Annotated in this window: 15 protein-coding genes; 8 read left to right on the plus strand and 7 right to left on the minus strand. The window is 63.3% G+C overall.

The window, feature by feature from the left end; translation table 11 throughout:
- Positions 1-39 precede the first annotated feature (39 nt).
- The gene (murJ, locus tag FDM28_RS09830; protein ID WP_138514966.1) at positions 40-1,605 is read left to right on the plus strand and encodes a murein biosynthesis integral membrane protein MurJ; all 1,566 of its coding nucleotides are present in this window, start codon (positions 40-42) and stop codon (positions 1,603-1,605) included.
- A 15-nt stretch (positions 1,606-1,620) separates the two neighbouring features.
- Positions 1,621-2,475, plus strand: a complete 855-nt coding sequence (locus tag FDM28_RS09835) for a SirB1 family protein (protein ID WP_138514967.1) — start codon at positions 1,621-1,623, stop codon at positions 2,473-2,475.
- 52 nt (positions 2,476-2,527) lie between these two features.
- On the opposite strand, the gene purM is transcribed toward FDM28_RS09835, so the two are convergent.
- A complete protein-coding gene (purM, locus tag FDM28_RS09840; RefSeq protein WP_138514968.1) occupies positions 2,528-3,577 on the minus strand; it encodes a phosphoribosylformylglycinamidine cyclo-ligase in 1,050 nt (349 codons plus the stop codon).
- An 84-nt stretch (positions 3,578-3,661) separates the two neighbouring features.
- Here purM and FDM28_RS09845 point away from each other — a divergent pair, with 84 nt between their 5' ends.
- The 6 genes from FDM28_RS09845 to FDM28_RS18125 all read left to right on the plus strand — a co-directional run bounded on the left by FDM28_RS09845 (position 3,662) and on the right by FDM28_RS18125 (position 9,902).
- The gene (locus tag FDM28_RS09845) at positions 3,662-4,744 is read left to right on the plus strand and encodes an AI-2E family transporter (RefSeq protein WP_138514969.1); all 1,083 of its coding nucleotides are present in this window, start codon (positions 3,662-3,664) and stop codon (positions 4,742-4,744) included.
- A gap of 9 nt (positions 4,745-4,753) precedes the next feature.
- Positions 4,754-5,437, plus strand: coding sequence for a DnaA regulatory inactivator Hda (gene hda / locus FDM28_RS09850; RefSeq protein WP_138514970.1), 684 nt, complete (start codon positions 4,754-4,756; stop codon positions 5,435-5,437).
- Positions 5,434-6,120 (plus strand): histidinol-phosphatase, encoded by a 687-nt coding sequence (locus tag FDM28_RS09855; protein ID WP_138514971.1) that lies wholly within the window; start codon positions 5,434-5,436, stop codon positions 6,118-6,120. Before hda ends, FDM28_RS09855 begins: the two co-directional genes overlap by 4 nt.
- A gap of 30 nt (positions 6,121-6,150) precedes the next feature.
- Positions 6,151-7,758, plus strand: a complete 1,608-nt coding sequence (pcnB, locus tag FDM28_RS09860; protein ID WP_138514972.1) for a polynucleotide adenylyltransferase PcnB — start codon at positions 6,151-6,153, stop codon at positions 7,756-7,758.
- Between the two features lie 3 nt (positions 7,759-7,761).
- Positions 7,762-8,238 carry a 2-amino-4-hydroxy-6-hydroxymethyldihydropteridine diphosphokinase gene (gene folK / locus FDM28_RS09865; RefSeq protein ID WP_138514973.1) on the plus strand — a complete coding sequence of 159 codons (477 nt, stop codon included), beginning with the start codon at positions 7,762-7,764 and terminating at the stop codon, positions 8,236-8,238.
- Positions 8,239-8,309: 71 nt separating this feature from the next.
- Positions 8,310-9,902, plus strand: a complete 1,593-nt coding sequence (locus FDM28_RS18125) for a methyl-accepting chemotaxis protein (RefSeq protein ID WP_138514974.1) — start codon at positions 8,310-8,312, stop codon at positions 9,900-9,902.
- On the opposite strand, the gene FDM28_RS09875 is transcribed toward FDM28_RS18125, so the two are convergent.
- From FDM28_RS09875 to FDM28_RS09900, 6 genes are all read right to left on the minus strand, one after another.
- Entirely contained in the window at positions 9,903-10,361 is a 459-nt protein-coding gene (locus tag FDM28_RS09875; protein WP_138514975.1) for a RidA family protein, read from the minus strand.
- Between the two features lie 65 nt (positions 10,362-10,426).
- A complete protein-coding gene (locus FDM28_RS09880; protein WP_138514976.1) occupies positions 10,427-11,449 on the minus strand; it encodes a transglutaminase family protein in 1,023 nt (340 codons plus the stop codon).
- A complete protein-coding gene (locus tag FDM28_RS09885) occupies positions 11,449-14,067 on the minus strand; it encodes a circularly permuted type 2 ATP-grasp protein (protein ID WP_240791963.1) in 2,619 nt (872 codons plus the stop codon). Before FDM28_RS09885 ends, FDM28_RS09880 begins: the two co-directional genes overlap by 1 nt.
- 160 nt (positions 14,068-14,227) lie before the next feature.
- A complete protein-coding gene (locus FDM28_RS09890; RefSeq protein ID WP_138514977.1) occupies positions 14,228-14,533 on the minus strand; it encodes a high-potential iron-sulfur protein in 306 nt (101 codons plus the stop codon).
- A 139-nt stretch (positions 14,534-14,672) separates the two neighbouring features.
- Positions 14,673-15,380, minus strand: coding sequence for a P-loop NTPase family protein (locus FDM28_RS09895; protein ID WP_138514978.1), 708 nt, complete (start codon positions 15,378-15,380; stop codon positions 14,673-14,675).
- Positions 15,381-15,409: 29 nt separating this feature from the next.
- Positions 15,410-16,507: an AbrB family transcriptional regulator gene (locus tag FDM28_RS09900; protein WP_420853016.1), complete on the minus strand. Its 1,098-nt coding sequence runs from the start codon at positions 16,505-16,507 to the stop codon at positions 15,410-15,412.

Consider the following 16,507-nt stretch of genomic DNA (forward strand, 5'->3'; position numbering starts at 1 on the left):
CGTCCGAAAGCGGTCACAGGGGCCGGCTACACTCCGCCCGTGAGCCTTATTAAATCTGTATCTACCGTGTCTTTGTGGACACTGGCCTCCCGCATTACCGGTCTGGCCCGCGAGTTGCTGGTGGCTGCCGCCTTTGGTGCCAGCGCCATGACGGACGCCTTCAATGTGGCCTTCCGCATCCCCAACCTGTTCCGGCGTTTGTTTGCTGAGGGCGCATTCAGCCAGGCTTTTGTGCCGGTGTTGGCCGCCAGCAAGGCGCGCCATGGAGACGATGCCACCAAATTGCTGGTAGACCGGGTGGCTACATTGCTGGCCTGCGCGCTGGTATTGACCTGTATCGTCGGGGTGGTGGCATCGCCGCTACTGGTCTGGGCGATGGCCAGCGGCTTGCAGAAAGATCCAGCCGGTTATGACGCGGCCGTGTTCATGACACGGTTCATGTTTCCGTATATCGGGTTCATGTCGATGGTGGCGTTGTCGTCGGGCGTGCTCAATACCTGGAAGCGCTTTGCGGTTCCAGCCGCCACCCCTGTTTTGCTCAACATCAGCATGATCGGTGCGGCTTGGTTGCTGGTGCCTTGGTTCCGGGAGCAGGGCATACAGCCCATTTATGCAATGGCCGTGGGTGTCATGCTCGGGGGCTTACTGCAGTTGCTGGTGCAAATTCCGGCTCTACGGCAACTGGGCATGCTGCCCCGGTTCGGTCTCACGCTCCAGGCGCTGCAGGAGGCCATGGCCGATCCAGAGACCCGCCGCATCGGCAAGCTTATGCTTCCGGCATTGCTGGGCGTGAGCGTGGCGCAGATTTCGTTGCTGATCAATACCCAGATTGCGTCGCACTTGCCCACGGGCAGCGTGAGTTGGCTCACCTATGCCGACCGGCTTATGGAATTTCCCACGGCCATGCTGGGCGTTGCTTTGGGGGTGGTGCTGATGCCGCAGCTCGCAGGCGCGCGCGCTAAAAACGATGCGGCGGGCTATTCCGCGCTGCTGGATTGGGGCTTGCGGATCGTGGTGCTCCTGGCTGTACCGTGCTCCATCGGGCTGCTGACGTTTTCGAAGCCCTTGGTGGCTGTGCTTTACCACTACGGCGCGTTTTCTGAGCTGGATGTGCAGCAAACCACCTGGGCCTTGATGGGCTGGGGTGCTGGTTTGCTGGGCATTGTGGCTATCAAGGTGCTGGCGCCGGGCTACTACGCCAGCCAGGACATCAAAACCCCGGTCAAGATTGCGGTGGTGGTGCTGATTGCTACCCAGTTGATGAACCTAGGTTTGGTGCCCGTATTCAAGCAAGCGGGTTTGTCACTCTCCATCAGCCTGGGGGCGATGCTCAATGCCGGTTGGCTGCTGGTGGGCTTGATTCGACGTGGCAGTTTTCAGCCTCTGGCGGGTTGGGGCCGTTTCTTGCTTCAAGTGGTGGCTGCGGCGGCGGTGCTGGTGGTGTACCTGTTGTGGGCCGCAGGTCTGGTGGATTGGGTGGCTTTGCGGGCGCAAGCCTGGCTGCGCATCGGCTGGTTGGCGTTGTTGATGGCAGGCGCGGCAGTTGTGTATTTCGGGGCCCTTTGGGCGGCGGGTTTGAATGTGCGCCAATTCCTGCGGCGCTGAACCGGGAGGCAAAGCATGAAGCTGGATCTGTCCCTACCCACTCCGCTGGAGTATTTCGCCAGTCTGGTGCAAGACGATGACGATTTCGCCCAGTTTGAAGCCGCACTCAGCTTGGGCCAGGACGAATATCCCGAGTTGGACATGCAGGCGAGCCTCGATGAAGTTGACCAGCTCTTGGACCGCGTTCGGCGCCGGCTGGCCGATGATGCGTCCGCCTTGCAGCGTGTGCGGGTGTTGAACCAGTTTTTCTTCACCGACCTAGGCTTTGCCGGCAACGTCAACAATTACTACGACCCGGACAACAGCTTTTTGTCCGCGGTGTTGCGGACCCGTCGCGGAATCCCGATCTCCCTGGCGGTGCTCTGGATGGAACTGGCCCAGGGCCTGCATCTGGACGTGCACGGTGTGAGTTTTCCCGGGCACTTCATGGTCAAGGTGAATTTGCCCATGGGGCAAGCCGTCATCGACCCGATGTCTGGCCGGTCACTCAGCCGTGAAGAGTTGTCCGAGTTGCTGGAGCCCTACCGCCGCCGCAGTGGGCTGGTGGACGAGTTTGAGGCGCCTCTGGGTTTGTACCTGCAATCAGCCACTTCGCGCGATATCCTGGCTCGCATGCTGCGCAACCTCAAGGAAATCTACCGATCCCAGCAGGACTGGCCACGGCTGCTGGCGGTGCAGGAGCGCTTGGTGATTCTGTTACCAGAGTCTTGGTCTGAATACCGCGATCGCGGTTTGGCCCACGCCGAGTTGGGCCATCCGGTAGAAGCGCTCGCCGATTTGGAGCGCTATCTGGAGCACGCAGATCAGGTCGTGGATGTGGAGCAGGTGGTAGACCAGGTCAAGGCGCTACGCACCCAACACGGCCTCTAGGCACTGATGTACCCTACCAAGAGCCGCGCGCGGTGGCCCCGGTAAATGTTGCTCAGGCGACGACGACTTGCTCGCCTGCGCCTTGGGCAGCAATCACGCCCACGGTGTACACGGTTTCGCCAGCGGCGCGCAGAGTGGCTGCAGTCGCTTCGGCGTTGGCCGCATCCACCACCACCACCATGCCGATACCGTTGTTGAAGGTGCGGTTCATCTCGATGTCGTCTATACCGGCGGTTTTCTGCAGCCAGGCAAACAACTCGGTCTGGGGCCAGCTGCCCTTGACCAGGTGAGCGGCCAAGCCTTCGGGCAGCACGCGGGGAATGTTCTCCAGCAAGCCACCACCGGTGATGTGGGCCAGGGCTTTGATGGGGTGGGCGGCCAGCGCCGCCAGCACGTTCTTCACATACAAGCGGGTGGGTTCCATGATGGCGTGCTTGAAGGGCTTGCCGTCCAGCGTGGCGGGCACGGTGCCAGCAGCCTCGGCACGCTCAATGCACTTGCGCACCAGGCTGAAACCGTTGGAGTGCACTCCGGCAGAGGCCAAGCCCAGCACTACGTCGCCGGCCTTCACGTCGGCGCCGGTCAGGATTTTGGATTTTTCGACCGCGCCCACGGCAAAGCCGGCCAGGTCATATTCACCGGCGGGGTACATGCCGGGCATTTCAGCGGTTTCGCCGCCAATCAGGGCGCAGCCGGAGAGCTCGCAACCCTTGGCAATGCCGCCCACCACGGCAGCCGCGGTGTCCACGTCTAGCTTGCCGCAGGCAAAGTAGTCCAGGAAGAAGAGGGGCTCAGCGCCCTGAACCAGCACGTCGTTCACGCTCATGGCGACCAGATCGATGCCCACGGTATCGTGCATGTTCCACTCAAATGCCAGCTTGAGCTTGGTGCCCACGCCGTCGGTGCCGGAGACCAGCACCGGCTCCTTGTAGCGCTTGGGCACTTCAAACAGGGCGCCAAAACCGCCGATGCCGGCCAACACGCCTTCGCGCATGGTCTTTTTGGCCAGGGGTTTGATGCGTTCAACCAGTGCATCACCGGCAACGATGTCGACGCCGGCGTCTTTGTAAGAAAGGGGAGTGGAGGCAGAAGATTGGGTCATGGGAAGTAGCTTTTGGGGTGGAGCGGAGGCAGACCCCGATAGAATTTGCCCAGATTTTAAGGGTTTGCCCCTTCTCTTTCCTCCATGCAATTCACCCCCACCCAAAAAAGATTCGCCGCCTGGGCCTCCATCGCGGCGTTTACCGTGCTCGCGCTCTGGCTGTTGGCACCGGTATTGGCACCGTTTGCGGTGGCTGCGGTGCTGGCCTACGCACTCACGCCGGTGGTCGATTGGCTGGACGATGTGGGCCTGGGCCGCATTCCTCGCGTCGTGGCGGTGGTGCTGGTCGAAGTGCTGTTTTTGCTCGCACTGTTGTGCGTGCTGTTGCTGATCGTGCCCATTCTGGCCAAAGAGTTGCCGCTGATGCGCGAGCAATTTCCTTTGTTGCTCGATAGCCTGAATGACACGCTCAAGCCTTTGTTGGCCCAGTGGGGCATCAAGCTCAATCTTGATGTGGTGAGCATCAAAGGCTTTGTGATGAAGTACCTGAATGCCAATGTGGAAGACGCCTTGGGCTCGGTGCTGGCCTCCGTCAAGCTCGGGGGCAGCGTGGCGTTTGCCCTGATTGGTAACGTGATTTTGATCCCGGTGGCCTTGTTTTACCTGCTGATGGACTGGAGCCGCTTCATGGGCCAGCTGCGCCAGTTGGTGCCGCCGCGCCTGCGGGCGCCCACCGACGGCTTTTTGCGCGAGGCGGATGAGGTGCTGGGCCAGTACCTGCGCGGGCAGCTGCTGGTGATGCTCATTTTGGCGGTGGCCTACAGCGTGGGCTTGGCGCTTTTCGGCTTGGACCTGGCTTTGCCCATTGGCATCTTTACCGGCTTGGCGATTTTTGTGCCTTACCTGGGCTTTGGGGTAGGGCTGGTGTTGGCCTTGTTTGCGGGCCTGCTGGAGTTCTCGGCCACCCAAGGCATTGCTTATTCTTTGGTGATGGTGGCCGTGGTATACGGCGTGGGGCAGGTGCTGGAGAGCTTTTTGCTCACACCCCGGTTGGTGGGTGAGCGTATCGGCCTGCACCCGCTGGCGGTCATTTTTGCCTTGTTGGCATTCGGCCAGCTGTTTGGTTTTGTCGGCGTGCTGGTGGCCCTGCCAGCCAGTGCCGTGCTGCTGGTGGCAATACGTCGCATCCGTGCGGGTTACCTGGCCAGCCGCTTGTACCTGGGTTGATATTTGCGTATGAAACAGATCGCGTTGGACATCGGCTTGTCCACCGGCCCCACGGTGGCCAATTTTTTTGCCGGCCCCAACGAAGCCGCCCTTAAGCACCTGGCGCTGTGGATTGGTGACAAAGGCCATGCCCAAAGCCGCTCCCCGGTGCCTACCTATTTCTGGGGGCCGGAAGGCAGTGGCAAAACCCATTTGCTCAAAGCCGCACGCGAAGGCCTGCGCGAGCAAGGCGCCCGCGTGGGCTGGTTGGGTGCCGCAGACGAGCCCACCGAGTTCGACGAAGCCTGGGCCGCCGTGGTGCTGGACGATGTGCACCTGTTCACCGCCGAACAGCAACACGCCGCATTCAACTGGTTTGTGAACGCCCAGACCCACCAAAAGCCGGTGCTGGCGGCAGGAGAATTCGCTCCGGTGGAGCTCAAGCTGCGTGACGACTTGCGTACTCGCCTCGGCTGGGGCCATATTTTTGGCTTGCAGCTCCTGAGCGAGCCGGAGCGGCGCAGCGTGCTGCGCCAGGCTGCCGATGCGCGGGGCGTGTTTCTGGGCGATGAGGTGATGGACTTTATGCTCAACCGCTTCAGCCGCGACCTGGGCAGCCTCATGGAGCTGCTCGACCTGATGGATGGCTACGCCTTGCAGACCCAGCGCGCCATCACCATCCCCCTTATCAAATCCATGCTGGAAAACACATGACCGTCACCAAGCTCGCCCTGTTCGATCTGGACCACACCCTGATTCCGCTGGACTCCGACTACGCCTGGGGCGAATTCACCACCGCACGCGGCTGGACCGATGCCGAACTCTTCAAGCAAAAAAACCAGGAGTTTTACGAGCACTACAAGGCCGGCACGCTGGACATCCACGCGTACATCCGTTTTGCCACCGCAGCCGTCATCCGCCAAGGCGCTACTAAATCGATAGCTGCTCACGCAGATTTCATGAGCGCTATCATCCAAAAAGCCATTCAACCCCAGGCCCTGAAGCTGGTGCAGGATCACCAGGCTGCGGGCGATACGGTCATCATCGTGACCGCTACCAACGCCTTTGTGACCCGCCCGATTGCCACGGCATTCGGTGTGGAGCACCTGATTGCGGTTGATTTGGTAACGGACGACGCCCCCGGCGGCACCGGCTGGTACACGGGTGAAATCGCCGGCGTGCCGTCTTTCCGCGAAGGCAAGGTCACCCGGGTGAACCAATGGCTCGCAGACCGGGGCCTGAGCTGGGAGACGGTGCACACCACCTTCTATTCAGACTCTATCAACGATGTGCCTTTGATGGAAAAAGCCGATGTGGCCGTGGCCACCAACCCCGACCCGCGCTTGCGCGCACTGGCCGAGCAGCGTGGATGGCGCATACTCGAGCTCTTCTCCTGACCCCCGGGCAGGACCGCTAGGAACCAGAACTTGATCAAAAAATTTATCGACAAATTGCTGGGCAAAAGCCCCGCAGGCACCAGCAAAAAGCCCCAGTTCGGCAAACGGGTGGAGATTCCCGTGTCGGTGCACGGTATCGACCCCAACCTGGTGGATGAACGCGCCATCAACGTGGTGCGTACCCTGAAGCAAGCCGGGTTTGAGGCCTATGTGGTGGGCGGCGCGGTGCGCGACCTGCTGGTGGGCTTGCGCCCCAAGGACTTTGATGTGGCCACCAACGCCACGCCCGAGCAGGTCAAGGGCCTGTTCCGCCGGGCTTTCATCATCGGGCGGCGCTTCCGCATCGTGCACGTGGTGTACGGCCGCGGGCGCGAGCATGAGGTGATTGAAGTCTCCACCTTCCGCGCGTATCTGGACAACGCTGCCGCCGAGCAAGTAGCGGGCAATGAGCGCACCAGCAAGAGCGAGCTGGCCGGCATGAAGCACGCGGTAGACAGCACCGGCCGGGTGCTGCGTGACAACGTGTGGGGCCCGCAGGAAGAAGACGCGGTCCGCCGCGACTTCACCATCAACGCCATGTACTACGACCCCGAGACGCAAATCGTGGTCGACTATCACAATGGCTTGAAAGACTCCAAGAGTCACACCCTGCGCATGATTGGCGACGCTGCCACCCGCTACCGGGAAGACCCGGTACGCATCATCCGGGCCATCCGCTTTGCGGCCAAGCTGAGCCCGCTGGGCTTCAAGTTGGAAGCCAAAACCGCCGGCCCCCTGGTCACGAGCCAAAAACTGTTGAACGACGTGCCGCAAAGCCGTTTGTTTGACGAAATGCTCAAGCTGCTGCAAACCGGCCACGCGCTGGCCTCGGTGGAGCAGCTCAAGGCCTTGGGCATGGCCCGTGGCATCTACCCGCTGCTGGACGTGGTGGTGGAGCGAGCAGACCAACCGTTTGTCGCTGCGGCCCTGAAAGATACCGACCGCCGCGTCGGCGAGGGCAAGCCGGTGGCGCCCAGCTTCCTGCTGGCCTGCGTGTTGTGGGCGGATGTGCGCGATGGCTGGGCCCAGCGCCTCCAAAGCGGCCAGCACAGCCACCCGGCGCTGCAAGACGCGATTGAAGACGTATTCAACGCCCGCATCGGCGATGTGTCCGGCCGTGGCAAGTTGGCTGGCGACATGCGCGAAATCTGGCTCATGCAACCCCGTTTTGAGAAGCGGGTTGGCAGCACGCCCTTTGGCATGGTGGAGCAGCCGCGCTTCCGCGCGTCCTTCGACTTCATGCGCCTGCGTGCCGATGCCGGCGAGATTGACGAGGTGCTGGCTGACTGGTGGCAAGAATTCAGCATGGCCAGCGACGAAGTGCGCCAGGACATGGTGGACCAGGTGCGCACCGAACAGCAGCAACAGCGCAAACAGGCGCCCAAAGGCCCGCGTGGCCCCAAACCGGCGCGTGATCCACGACAGATTCCGCCCGCAGGGCAAGCGCAGGATGCTGCTCCCCGTGACGCATCTGGCGATGACTTCGCCGAATCTGCCCCAGAAGGCTCCAACGACGCGCCCCGCAAGCGCCGCCGTCGCCGCCGTGGTGGTGCCGCACGTGGTGCTGGCGAGGGTGGTTCGGCCCCCGCAGGCGAGTAAGCCATGATCTTGCGTGACCCGGTCCGGGCGTTCATTGGTCTGGGGGCCAACCTGGGCGATCCGGTGGCGGCGTTGCGCAATGCCTTGGAGCAGCTGGCCTACTTGCCTGCCACACGCTTGGTGCGCGCCTCCAGCTTCTACGGCAGTACACCGGTGGATTCCAGTGGCCCGGACTATGTGAATGCGGTGGCCGAGATTCGCACCAGTCTGACTGCACCGGCCCTGTTGGCGGCCTTGCTGCAACAGGAGTTGCAGGGGGGGCGTGAGCGGCCCTACCGCAATGCCCCCCGCACCCTGGACCTGGACGTGCTGCTCTTCGGCAGCGCGCGGATAAACAGCCCCGTGCTTACCGTGCCGCACCCCCGCATGCATGCACGTGCGTTTGTGCTTTTGCCGCTGGCGGAGCTCGCGCCGGACGAGGTGTCAGCGGCCCAACTGGATGCCGTGCGCGACCAAGGGGCCTGGCGACTGGCAGGGTAAATCCTCTCTTTTTCCCGTTCTGTACTTTGTACCGCTGTGGTTAAATTACAGAATAATTAAAGGAGATTGGAATGCATTTCAACCGCATGCGGCTGGCCACCAAGTTGTGGACCGCCATGGTGGTGATGGTGTTGTCGTTGGGTTTCATCATTGCGCTCACGGCGCTGCAATCCCGCAAGTCCCGCGAGGCTTACGGTGCGCTTAATGCCAAGTTGGTGACGCAAATCAAGCAGTCCAACCAATGGGCTGCGTTGGAAGATGTCAACGCCACCCGCGCCTATGCGGTGGTGGTGTCGATTGATCCGGGCGTGGCCAAAGCCTTCAAAGACGAAATCGCCGCCAGCAACACCCAAATTGACGAATTCCAAAAGCTGATCGAGTCGGGCGACCCCACCGAGCAAGATCGCCAGCAAATCGCCAAGATTGCCGGCTTGCGTAAAACGCTGCAAGACCTGACCAGCCAGACCGCGCTGCTCAAGGTGACCAAACCTGGCGAGATGCCGGCCTTTGTGGAAACCCAATACCGCCCTGCAGTCGTGGCGCTGCAAAAAGCGCATGACGAGTTTGTTGTCATGCAAGACACCGCTAGCGAAAAAGCGCGCGAGGAGTTTGAAGCCGAAGGGCGCAAGCTGATTTTGCTGTCCACCAGCGCTTTGGTGCTGGTGATTTGCGGCATTTTGGTGGGAGCAGCCTTTTTGATCCGCTCCATCAAACGCCCCTTGGTGCAGGCCAACCAATTGGCCGCCCGCATTGCCGAGGGTGACCTGACCACGGTGGTGGACGAATCCCGCTCCGACGAGTTTGGCGACCTCATGCGCTCGCTCGCGGCCATGAACCGGGCTCTCTCGGTCATGGTGTCTCAGGTGCGGCATAGCACCGACAGCATTGCCACCGCCAGCAGCGAAATTGCCACCGGCAACAACGACCTCGCCCATCGCACCGAAGAAACATCGAGCAACCTGGCCTCTACGGCCTCCAGCATGGACAGCCTGACCCACGCGGTACGCCTGAGCTCGGACAACGCTCGCCAAGCTGGCACCTTGGCTGCCAGTGCGTCGCAAGTGGCGCAGCGCGGCGGCGAGGTGGTGATGCAGGTAGTAAGCACCATGCAGCAGATTGATGCCAGCAGCAAGAAGATTGCCGACATCATCAGCGTGATTGACGGCATTGCCTTTCAGACCAACATCCTTGCGCTGAACGCGGCCGTGGAAGCCGCCCGCGCAGGCGAGCAAGGCCGTGGTTTTGCGGTGGTGGCATCGGAAGTGCGCTCACTCGCCGGCCGCAGTGCCGAGGCAGCCAAGGAAATCAAGGCGCTCATCGGCACCTCGGTGGACAAGGTGGAGTCCGGCACTCAGCTGGTGACCAACGCGGGCGCCACCATGCAAGAGATCGTGCAGAGCGTGCGCCGGGTGGTGGATGTGATCAACGAAATCACCGCAGCCTCCAGCGAGCAAAGCAGCGGCATTGCCGATGTGAACCACGCCATCAGCAACCTCGACCAGATGACCCAGCAGAACGCGGCGCTGGTGGAAGAGAGCGCCGCCGCCGCCGAGAGCCTGCGCGATCAGGCGGCGCAGTTGGCGCAGGCGGTCTCAGTGTTCAAGGTGGACGCCGCCTCCGCGCGCCAGTTGGCGGGCGGCGAGGCGACGCTGTTGCTGCGCTGATCAGCCGATTTCGGCGATCAGCTCAATTTCTACGCACGCACCCATGGGGATCTGGGCCACGCCAAAGGCGCTGCGGGCATGCGCGCCCACTTGGGGGCCGAACACCTGACCAAACAGCTCGCTGGCGCCGTTGGTGACCAGGTGTTGCTCGGTGAAATCCCCCGTGGAGTTGACCAGCGACATCAGTTTGACGATGCGCTTGACCTTGTTGAGGTCGCCCACGGCGGCGTGCAGGGTGCCCATCAGATCGATGGCGATAGCGCGGGCTGCCGCCTTGCCCTCTTCGGTGCTGATGTTTTTGCCCAGTTGGCCGGCCCAGACGGCGCCGTCTTTCTTGGCAATGTGGCCGCTCAAAAACACCAGGTTGCCGGTTTGCACAAACGGCACGTAGGCGGCAGCAGGCACGGCCACGGGGGGCAGGGTGATCTGGAGTTCGGCGAGTTTGTCGTAAATGCTCATGGTGTTGTTCCTGTGAGTTGATGAATAAAAAGAGGCTCTAGCGCTCGTATCACTTGCGCGAGCAGCTATGGATTTTGTAGCAAACTGCCGCTGGACTGGCTTTGGCTTTGGCTTTGGCTTTGGCCTTGCGTCTGGCGCATGTCCGGCAGCGCGGGGGCTTGATTATCGGTAGGCAGCGGCGCAGGGGTCTCGAGGTCGTCACGGATTTCCTCTACCGTCACGCCCACCGACAGCGTATGGCGCGAGCCGCCATGAATCACTCCGCGCAAGGGGGAGACATCGCCAAAATCCCGCCCGGTGGCCACGGTCACGTAGTCCACGCCCGGTGCATGCCACCCCCAGCGGTTGTTGGTCGGGTCCAGGTCCACCCAGCGGGCGCCCTCGGGCAGGTCGGGCACATACACGCTGACCCAGGCGTGCGAGGCATCGCTGCCGATCAGCTTGGTCTGGCCGGGGGGCGGTTGGGTCAGCAGGTAGCCGCTCACATAACGCGCCGGCAGGCCCATGCTGCGCCAGCAGGCCAGCATGATGTGGGCAAAGTCCTGGCACACGCCCTTGCGCTGCTCCAGCGCTTGTAGCGCCGGGGTGTTGATCTGGGTGCTGTGGGTTTCGTAGGTGAAGTCGGTGTGGATGCGCTCCATCAGGTCGCGCGCCACGGTGAGCACATCGGCCCCCGCCACAAAGCTGGGGCGTGCGTAGCCGGCAAACTCCAGCTGGCGCGGTACAAAGGGGCTGGCAAACCCCATTTCGTTGGCCGGCTGGTAGGCCGCGCCGGCTTGGTAGCGCAGGCTGTCGCGCAGCTGCTCCCAGGGCTGGGCGCTCTCCGGCAGGGCGTGGGCCTGAGTGGAGAGCAGGCTGCGTGCCCGCACCTCCAGCACGCTGTGCGGCACCTGCAACGAGAAAAAGCAGCGGCGGTTGCCATACACATCACTGGCGCGGCGCTGCACCGGCTGGGGGCTGATGAGCAGGCTGTGGCTCAGCACCCGTTGGCCGGCGTGGGGCCGTGGTTCCAGGTAGGCCACATGCTGGGCCGTTTCAACGGCCGGCTGGTAGTCGTACCGGGTTTCGTGGGTGACTTGCAGCAGCATCAGGTGCCTACGCTTTGCTTGGTTTCGCCGGAGTGGGTGAAGTAGGTGGCGCTGATGCTCTCGGACACGGTGTACGCCGCGCTCTTGATCAATTGCAGCAGGGCGCGCAAGGCGGGCATGACCGGGCCGTCCGACGGGGTGTCGCACAAGCCGGCCAAGTCCCAGTCATCGGGGGCGGGCACCAACTGGCTCATGGCGCATGCGTCTTGGGTGGGGCTTTGGGCCAGCTTTGCCAGCCGCCCGCGCAGGGTGTGGGCCACCCAGGCCAGCGAGCGGGGGTTGTCGCGGTCCAGTACCAGCAGGTCAATCAGCGCGGCCACATCGCGGCTTTGCTGGTATTGGCCGTGGAAGGTGATGGTGCTGTCAAACAAGCCCAGCAGGGCTTCAAAGCCGCCGTCGGTGTCCACCGCGCCTGTGTCGAACGACAAATCCAGCGCGGCGGCCAAAAAGTTCAAGCGCTCCACATGCCGGCCGATGCTCAGCAGGCGCCAGCCATCGTCGCGGGTCATGCGGTCGGTCTGGGCGCCGGTGATGGCAGCCAGGTGGTCGCTCGCATCTTTGAGGATGCGCAGGGCCTGCTGCGGCGCGTAGTCGCCCTGGGCGGTGAGTTGCGCGCAGCGCTGGAAGATGTCTTCTTCCGCGCGCAGGATGATGTTCCAGTGCTCTTGCGACAGGCGTTCGCGCACCGTGGCGGCGGCCCCTTTGAGGGCTCGCATGTTGAAGCCCACGCTGGTAGCGCCCTCGGGCGAGGCGAGGTTGGCAATCAGCGAGCGCTCAAACACCCGGCGCGCCTGCACCGCCGAGGGCACGCCCGGCAGCACCAGGGTGTTGAGTTGCGCCAGCTGGCTCAACCAGTCGAGCAGCGGGGGGCTGGACTGGTCTTCGCCTCCCAAGCACTCCAGCGCCAGGCGCGCGAGGCGGATGGTGTTGTCCGCCCGCTCGGTGTAGCGGCCCAGCCAGTACAGGTTTTCGGCAGCCCGGCTGGTGACCAGGCGTTTGCGCTGGGCTAGCACGGCGGGGGTCAGGGTGGTGGGCAGCAGGCTGGTGGTATCGACCTCGCCCTGCGTGAGCGCCCAGACATCGGCACTGCTGCCGCCGCGCTGCATGGCAGCAATGTCAGCGCTGGCGCCCGCCACGCGGGCCAGGCCGCCGGGCAGTACCCGCCACTGAGGCTGGCCTTGGGCGTTGCGCCCGTCGGACACGGCAAACACCCGCAGCATGACCGAACGGGCCACCATGGCCGCGTCGGCCGCATCTGCCTGCCGGTGCCAGGTGGGCATTTGCGAGAGGGGAATGTAGGCCTGCACCGTGTGCTCTTCGCTTTGGCGCACGATGCGGCCGGCCAGCCGGTCCAGCGCGCTCTGGCTTAGGGTGTGGCCCAGCATGGCGTCAAAGCTGGGGTGGATGCTGGAGCCCGGGTAGGTGGGCTTGATGGTGCGCTCGGCCAGCAGGGGCAGGGCCTCTTCCATGGCGCTGCGCTCGCCGCACCACCATGTGGGCAGGGAGGGCAATGCCAAGGGCTCGCCCAGCAGCGATTGCGCAATGGCCGGCAAAAAGCCCAGCAGCGCGGGCGACTCCAAAAACGCCGAGCCCGGCGTGTTGGCCACCAGCACGTTGCCCGCGCGTATGGCTTGCAGCAGACCGGGCACGCCCAACGTGGAGTCGGGCCGCAGCTCCAGCGGGTCGAGGTACTGGTCGTCCACCCGCTTGAGCAGGCCGTGCACCGGCACCAGGCCGCGCAGGGTTTTGAGGAAGAGGCGCTCGTCGCGCACCAGCAGGTCGCTACCTTCCACCAGCGTCAAGCCGAGGTAGCGGGCCAGGTAGGCGTGCTCAAAATAGGTTTCGTTGTAGGGGCCGGGGGTGAGCAGGGCAATGTGGGCCTGCGCGCCAGCGGGGCTGGCGGTTTTGAGGCTGTCCATCAGGGCCCGGTAGGTGCTGGCCAGGCGCTGCACTTTGAGGGCTTGAAAGGCTTGCGGAAACTGCCGCGACACCGCCAGCCGGTTTTCCAGCAGGTAGCCCAAGCCACTGGGCGCCTGGCAACGTTGGCCCACTACCCACCAGTTGCCATCCGGTCCGCGGGCCAGGTCAAAAGCGGCCACATGCAAATGCACGCCGCCGGCGGGTTGCACGCCCGCCATGGGCCGCAGGTAGCCGGGGTGGCCGTGCACCAGCGCAGGGGGTAACAAGCCGGAGGTCAGCAACTGCTGGGGGCCATAAATATCGGCCATCACGGCGTCCAGCAGGCGCACCCGCTGCTGCACGCCGGCTTCGATGTGCTGCCAGTCCGGCACATCCACAATCAGGGGAAACAGGTCCAGGGACCAAGGGCGCTGCGGGCCCTCGGTATCGGCATACACGTTGTAGGTGACCCCGTTGTCGCGTATCTGGCGCTGCAGGCTGGCAAAGTGCTGGTCGAGCCCTGCGGCATCGCCCGCTTCCATATGGGCAAAGAATTGGGCCCAAGCGCCCGTCAAACGTGCGCCAGCAGCTCCTGAATTAATAGCGCCGCGCAGCTCGTCAAAGTGTCCGGTGGCTGCCGCGCAGGCCTGCGCGATGCGGGGGGGCGCATCGGCGTCGGGGGAGGGCGGTTCCGGGTGAAGGTTTGGCGGCGTAGTCACTGGGCGGAGTATGCCAGTCTAGGGGGGATTGGCGGGTATCGGAAGCCCCAAGCAAGGCGTGTGCCGTGGTTACCGTTACCGCAAGAACCGAGAGGCCTATAAAAAAAGCCGCTGCAACCCGAAGGTCACAGCGGCTTTTTGCGCAGAGCGCCAGTGAGGTTTAGGCCTTCTTGGCGTAGGCGCTGCACCAGCCTTTGCCAGCGACTTGCTTGCCGGCGAACAGGGCGCAAGCGCCTGCTGCGTCAGCGGCTTTACCTTGGAACAAGGCGCAGTTGGCGCAGGCTTGGCCGGCGGCGTATTTGGGGAACTTGGTTTTGTCGACCTTGGTGGCGTCGGCTTTGTAGCCCAGGCCGGTGGCTTGGGGGTCTTTTTCGTCCACCATGGGGGCGGCTGCGTGTACCTGGCTTGCCAGCAGCGCAGTGCTGCCGAGCGCGACTTGAAGCATGAATTCGCGACGTTGTGTCATGGCTTGGTTTCCTTGTTGGGGGGCTGGGCCGCAGGATAGCGGTTCAGCCCTGCATTGTTATGAAAAGCGCGGGTGGTTCACTTGATCCGTATCAATACCCGGCTAATGCACTCCAGTGTTGTGTGGCATGGCAGGGGTGTTAGCCCAGTGGCAGGGCGTCGAAACTGGCGTAGCAGTTCTTCAACCAGGTTTTGACGCGCTGGCGCTCGAGCATGCCGAGGGCATCGTCGCCCTCCTTGCGGTGGATGGCGGCCCAAAAACTGGCGTTCTGCCGGTCGATCTTGCGCATGCTGGCTTCGTGGAGTTGCGGCAGGCTGATGACGTGCCCGCCCAAAGCCACGGCTTTTTTGAGCGCGGCAGAGTTTTCCAGTTGCGAAAAGTCGCTACCACGCCCCTGGTTTTTCACCACGATGTAGTTGGGGCCGGCACCAAATGTGGTGACCAGGCGGTCCAGCAGATCGACCGAGTCTTTGCCTGCATCGGCCACATGCCAGAAGTTAACCGTGATGCCCATGCTGGCCATGAGTGAAACCAGGTCGGAGTCTTTGACCCAGCGGGCGAGGGGGGCAGCGGTTTGGGCTGCGAGGTCCACGATGATGTGGGGCTGCACGCCATGTGCAGGCATGTCTTCAAATTGCGCGGCAATCAGGTCCAGGCCTTCGTAGCTGTCCACCACCACGGGGGCGGCGTAGTCGGCATAAAAGCGGGTGAACGAGGTGTGCGAGCGGTCGGTGTCAAAGCCGGTGAAAGCACGGCCCTTGTCGATGAAGTGCTGGGCCAGCAGGCGTGCGACGACTGATTTGCCGACGCCGCCTTTTTCGCCGCCTATGAAGTTGATGGAGGGCATGAGAATCCTGGGTGAAGTGAAAAGAAAAATTAAGGGTGTGTGCGGCCGGCCACGCGTTGCACCAGCCAGCGCGAGAGGCGTGGCCCGAGCAACAGCACCATGAAAAAACGCACCATCTGCATGGCCATGACAAAGCCGGCATCCACGGCGGCACTTACCGCAATGACCGCGACCGAATCTGCGCCGCCCGGGCTGGTGGCCAGGTAGGCGGTGAGGGGCGGCACGCCACCCAGCACCATGAGGCCGGTGGCAATCAGCAAGCCCAGCGCAATGAGTGCGCCAATGGCCAGCAACACGCGCGGCAGTACCCGCCAGGCGTGCTCCAAAATCGCGCGGTTGAAGCGCAGGCCGATGCCCCAGCCCAACACGGCATAGGCCAAGGCCAGCAGCGGGCCGGGTAGCTCCAGCTTCCAGGGGCTGAGGTTGTCCAGCACCAGGCCCAACGCCATGGGCACGAGCAGCGCTGCCCCCGGGAACCCTAGCACCCGCCCCAGCCAAGCAGCTACCAGCACCAAAGCCACACTGATGCCGGCGTGGGTGGGGTTGTGGATGGTGAGCCACTGGCCGAATTGCGCACCCCAGCTCAGTGCCGCCACGCCGGCCGGCGCAGCCGACACCGAGGCGTAGTGCGCCACCAGCGAGGCAATCGCCGTGACGATGGCCACCCGCAGGTATTGCATGAAGGCCACCAGCCGCGTGTCGGCACCAAAGTCGCCTGCCATCAGCACCATAGCTGAGGCAGCACCCGGTGCCAGGCCCCACACGGCAGTGCTGCCCGGCAGCAGGCCGCTGCGCATGAGCCAATAGCCCAGCAGCACGCTGGCGCTCATCACCGCGAATGCAATGCCCAGAAACAGCGGCCATTCACCGGCCACACGGTGCAGCACCTCGAAGTGCAGGCTGCGCGCCATCAGGCAGGCAATGACAGCCTGACCAATGGCAAACAACGGGGCAGGTACTTGCACCTCCATATCCTGCGTGGCCAGCACGACGGCGGCCAGCATGCAGCCCAGCAGCATGCCTGCCGGCACGCCGATGCTGAGAAACACGGCACTGCCCAGCGCGCTGCACAACAGCAGGGCCGGCCAGTGCAGCCGAGGCCGGTGGCGTAAAGACGGAAATCGCAG

This window comes from Rhodoferax bucti (genome assembly GCF_005876985.1).
In the GTDB taxonomy this organism is placed as follows: Bacteria; Pseudomonadota; Gammaproteobacteria; order Burkholderiales; family Burkholderiaceae_C; genus Allorhodoferax; species Allorhodoferax bucti.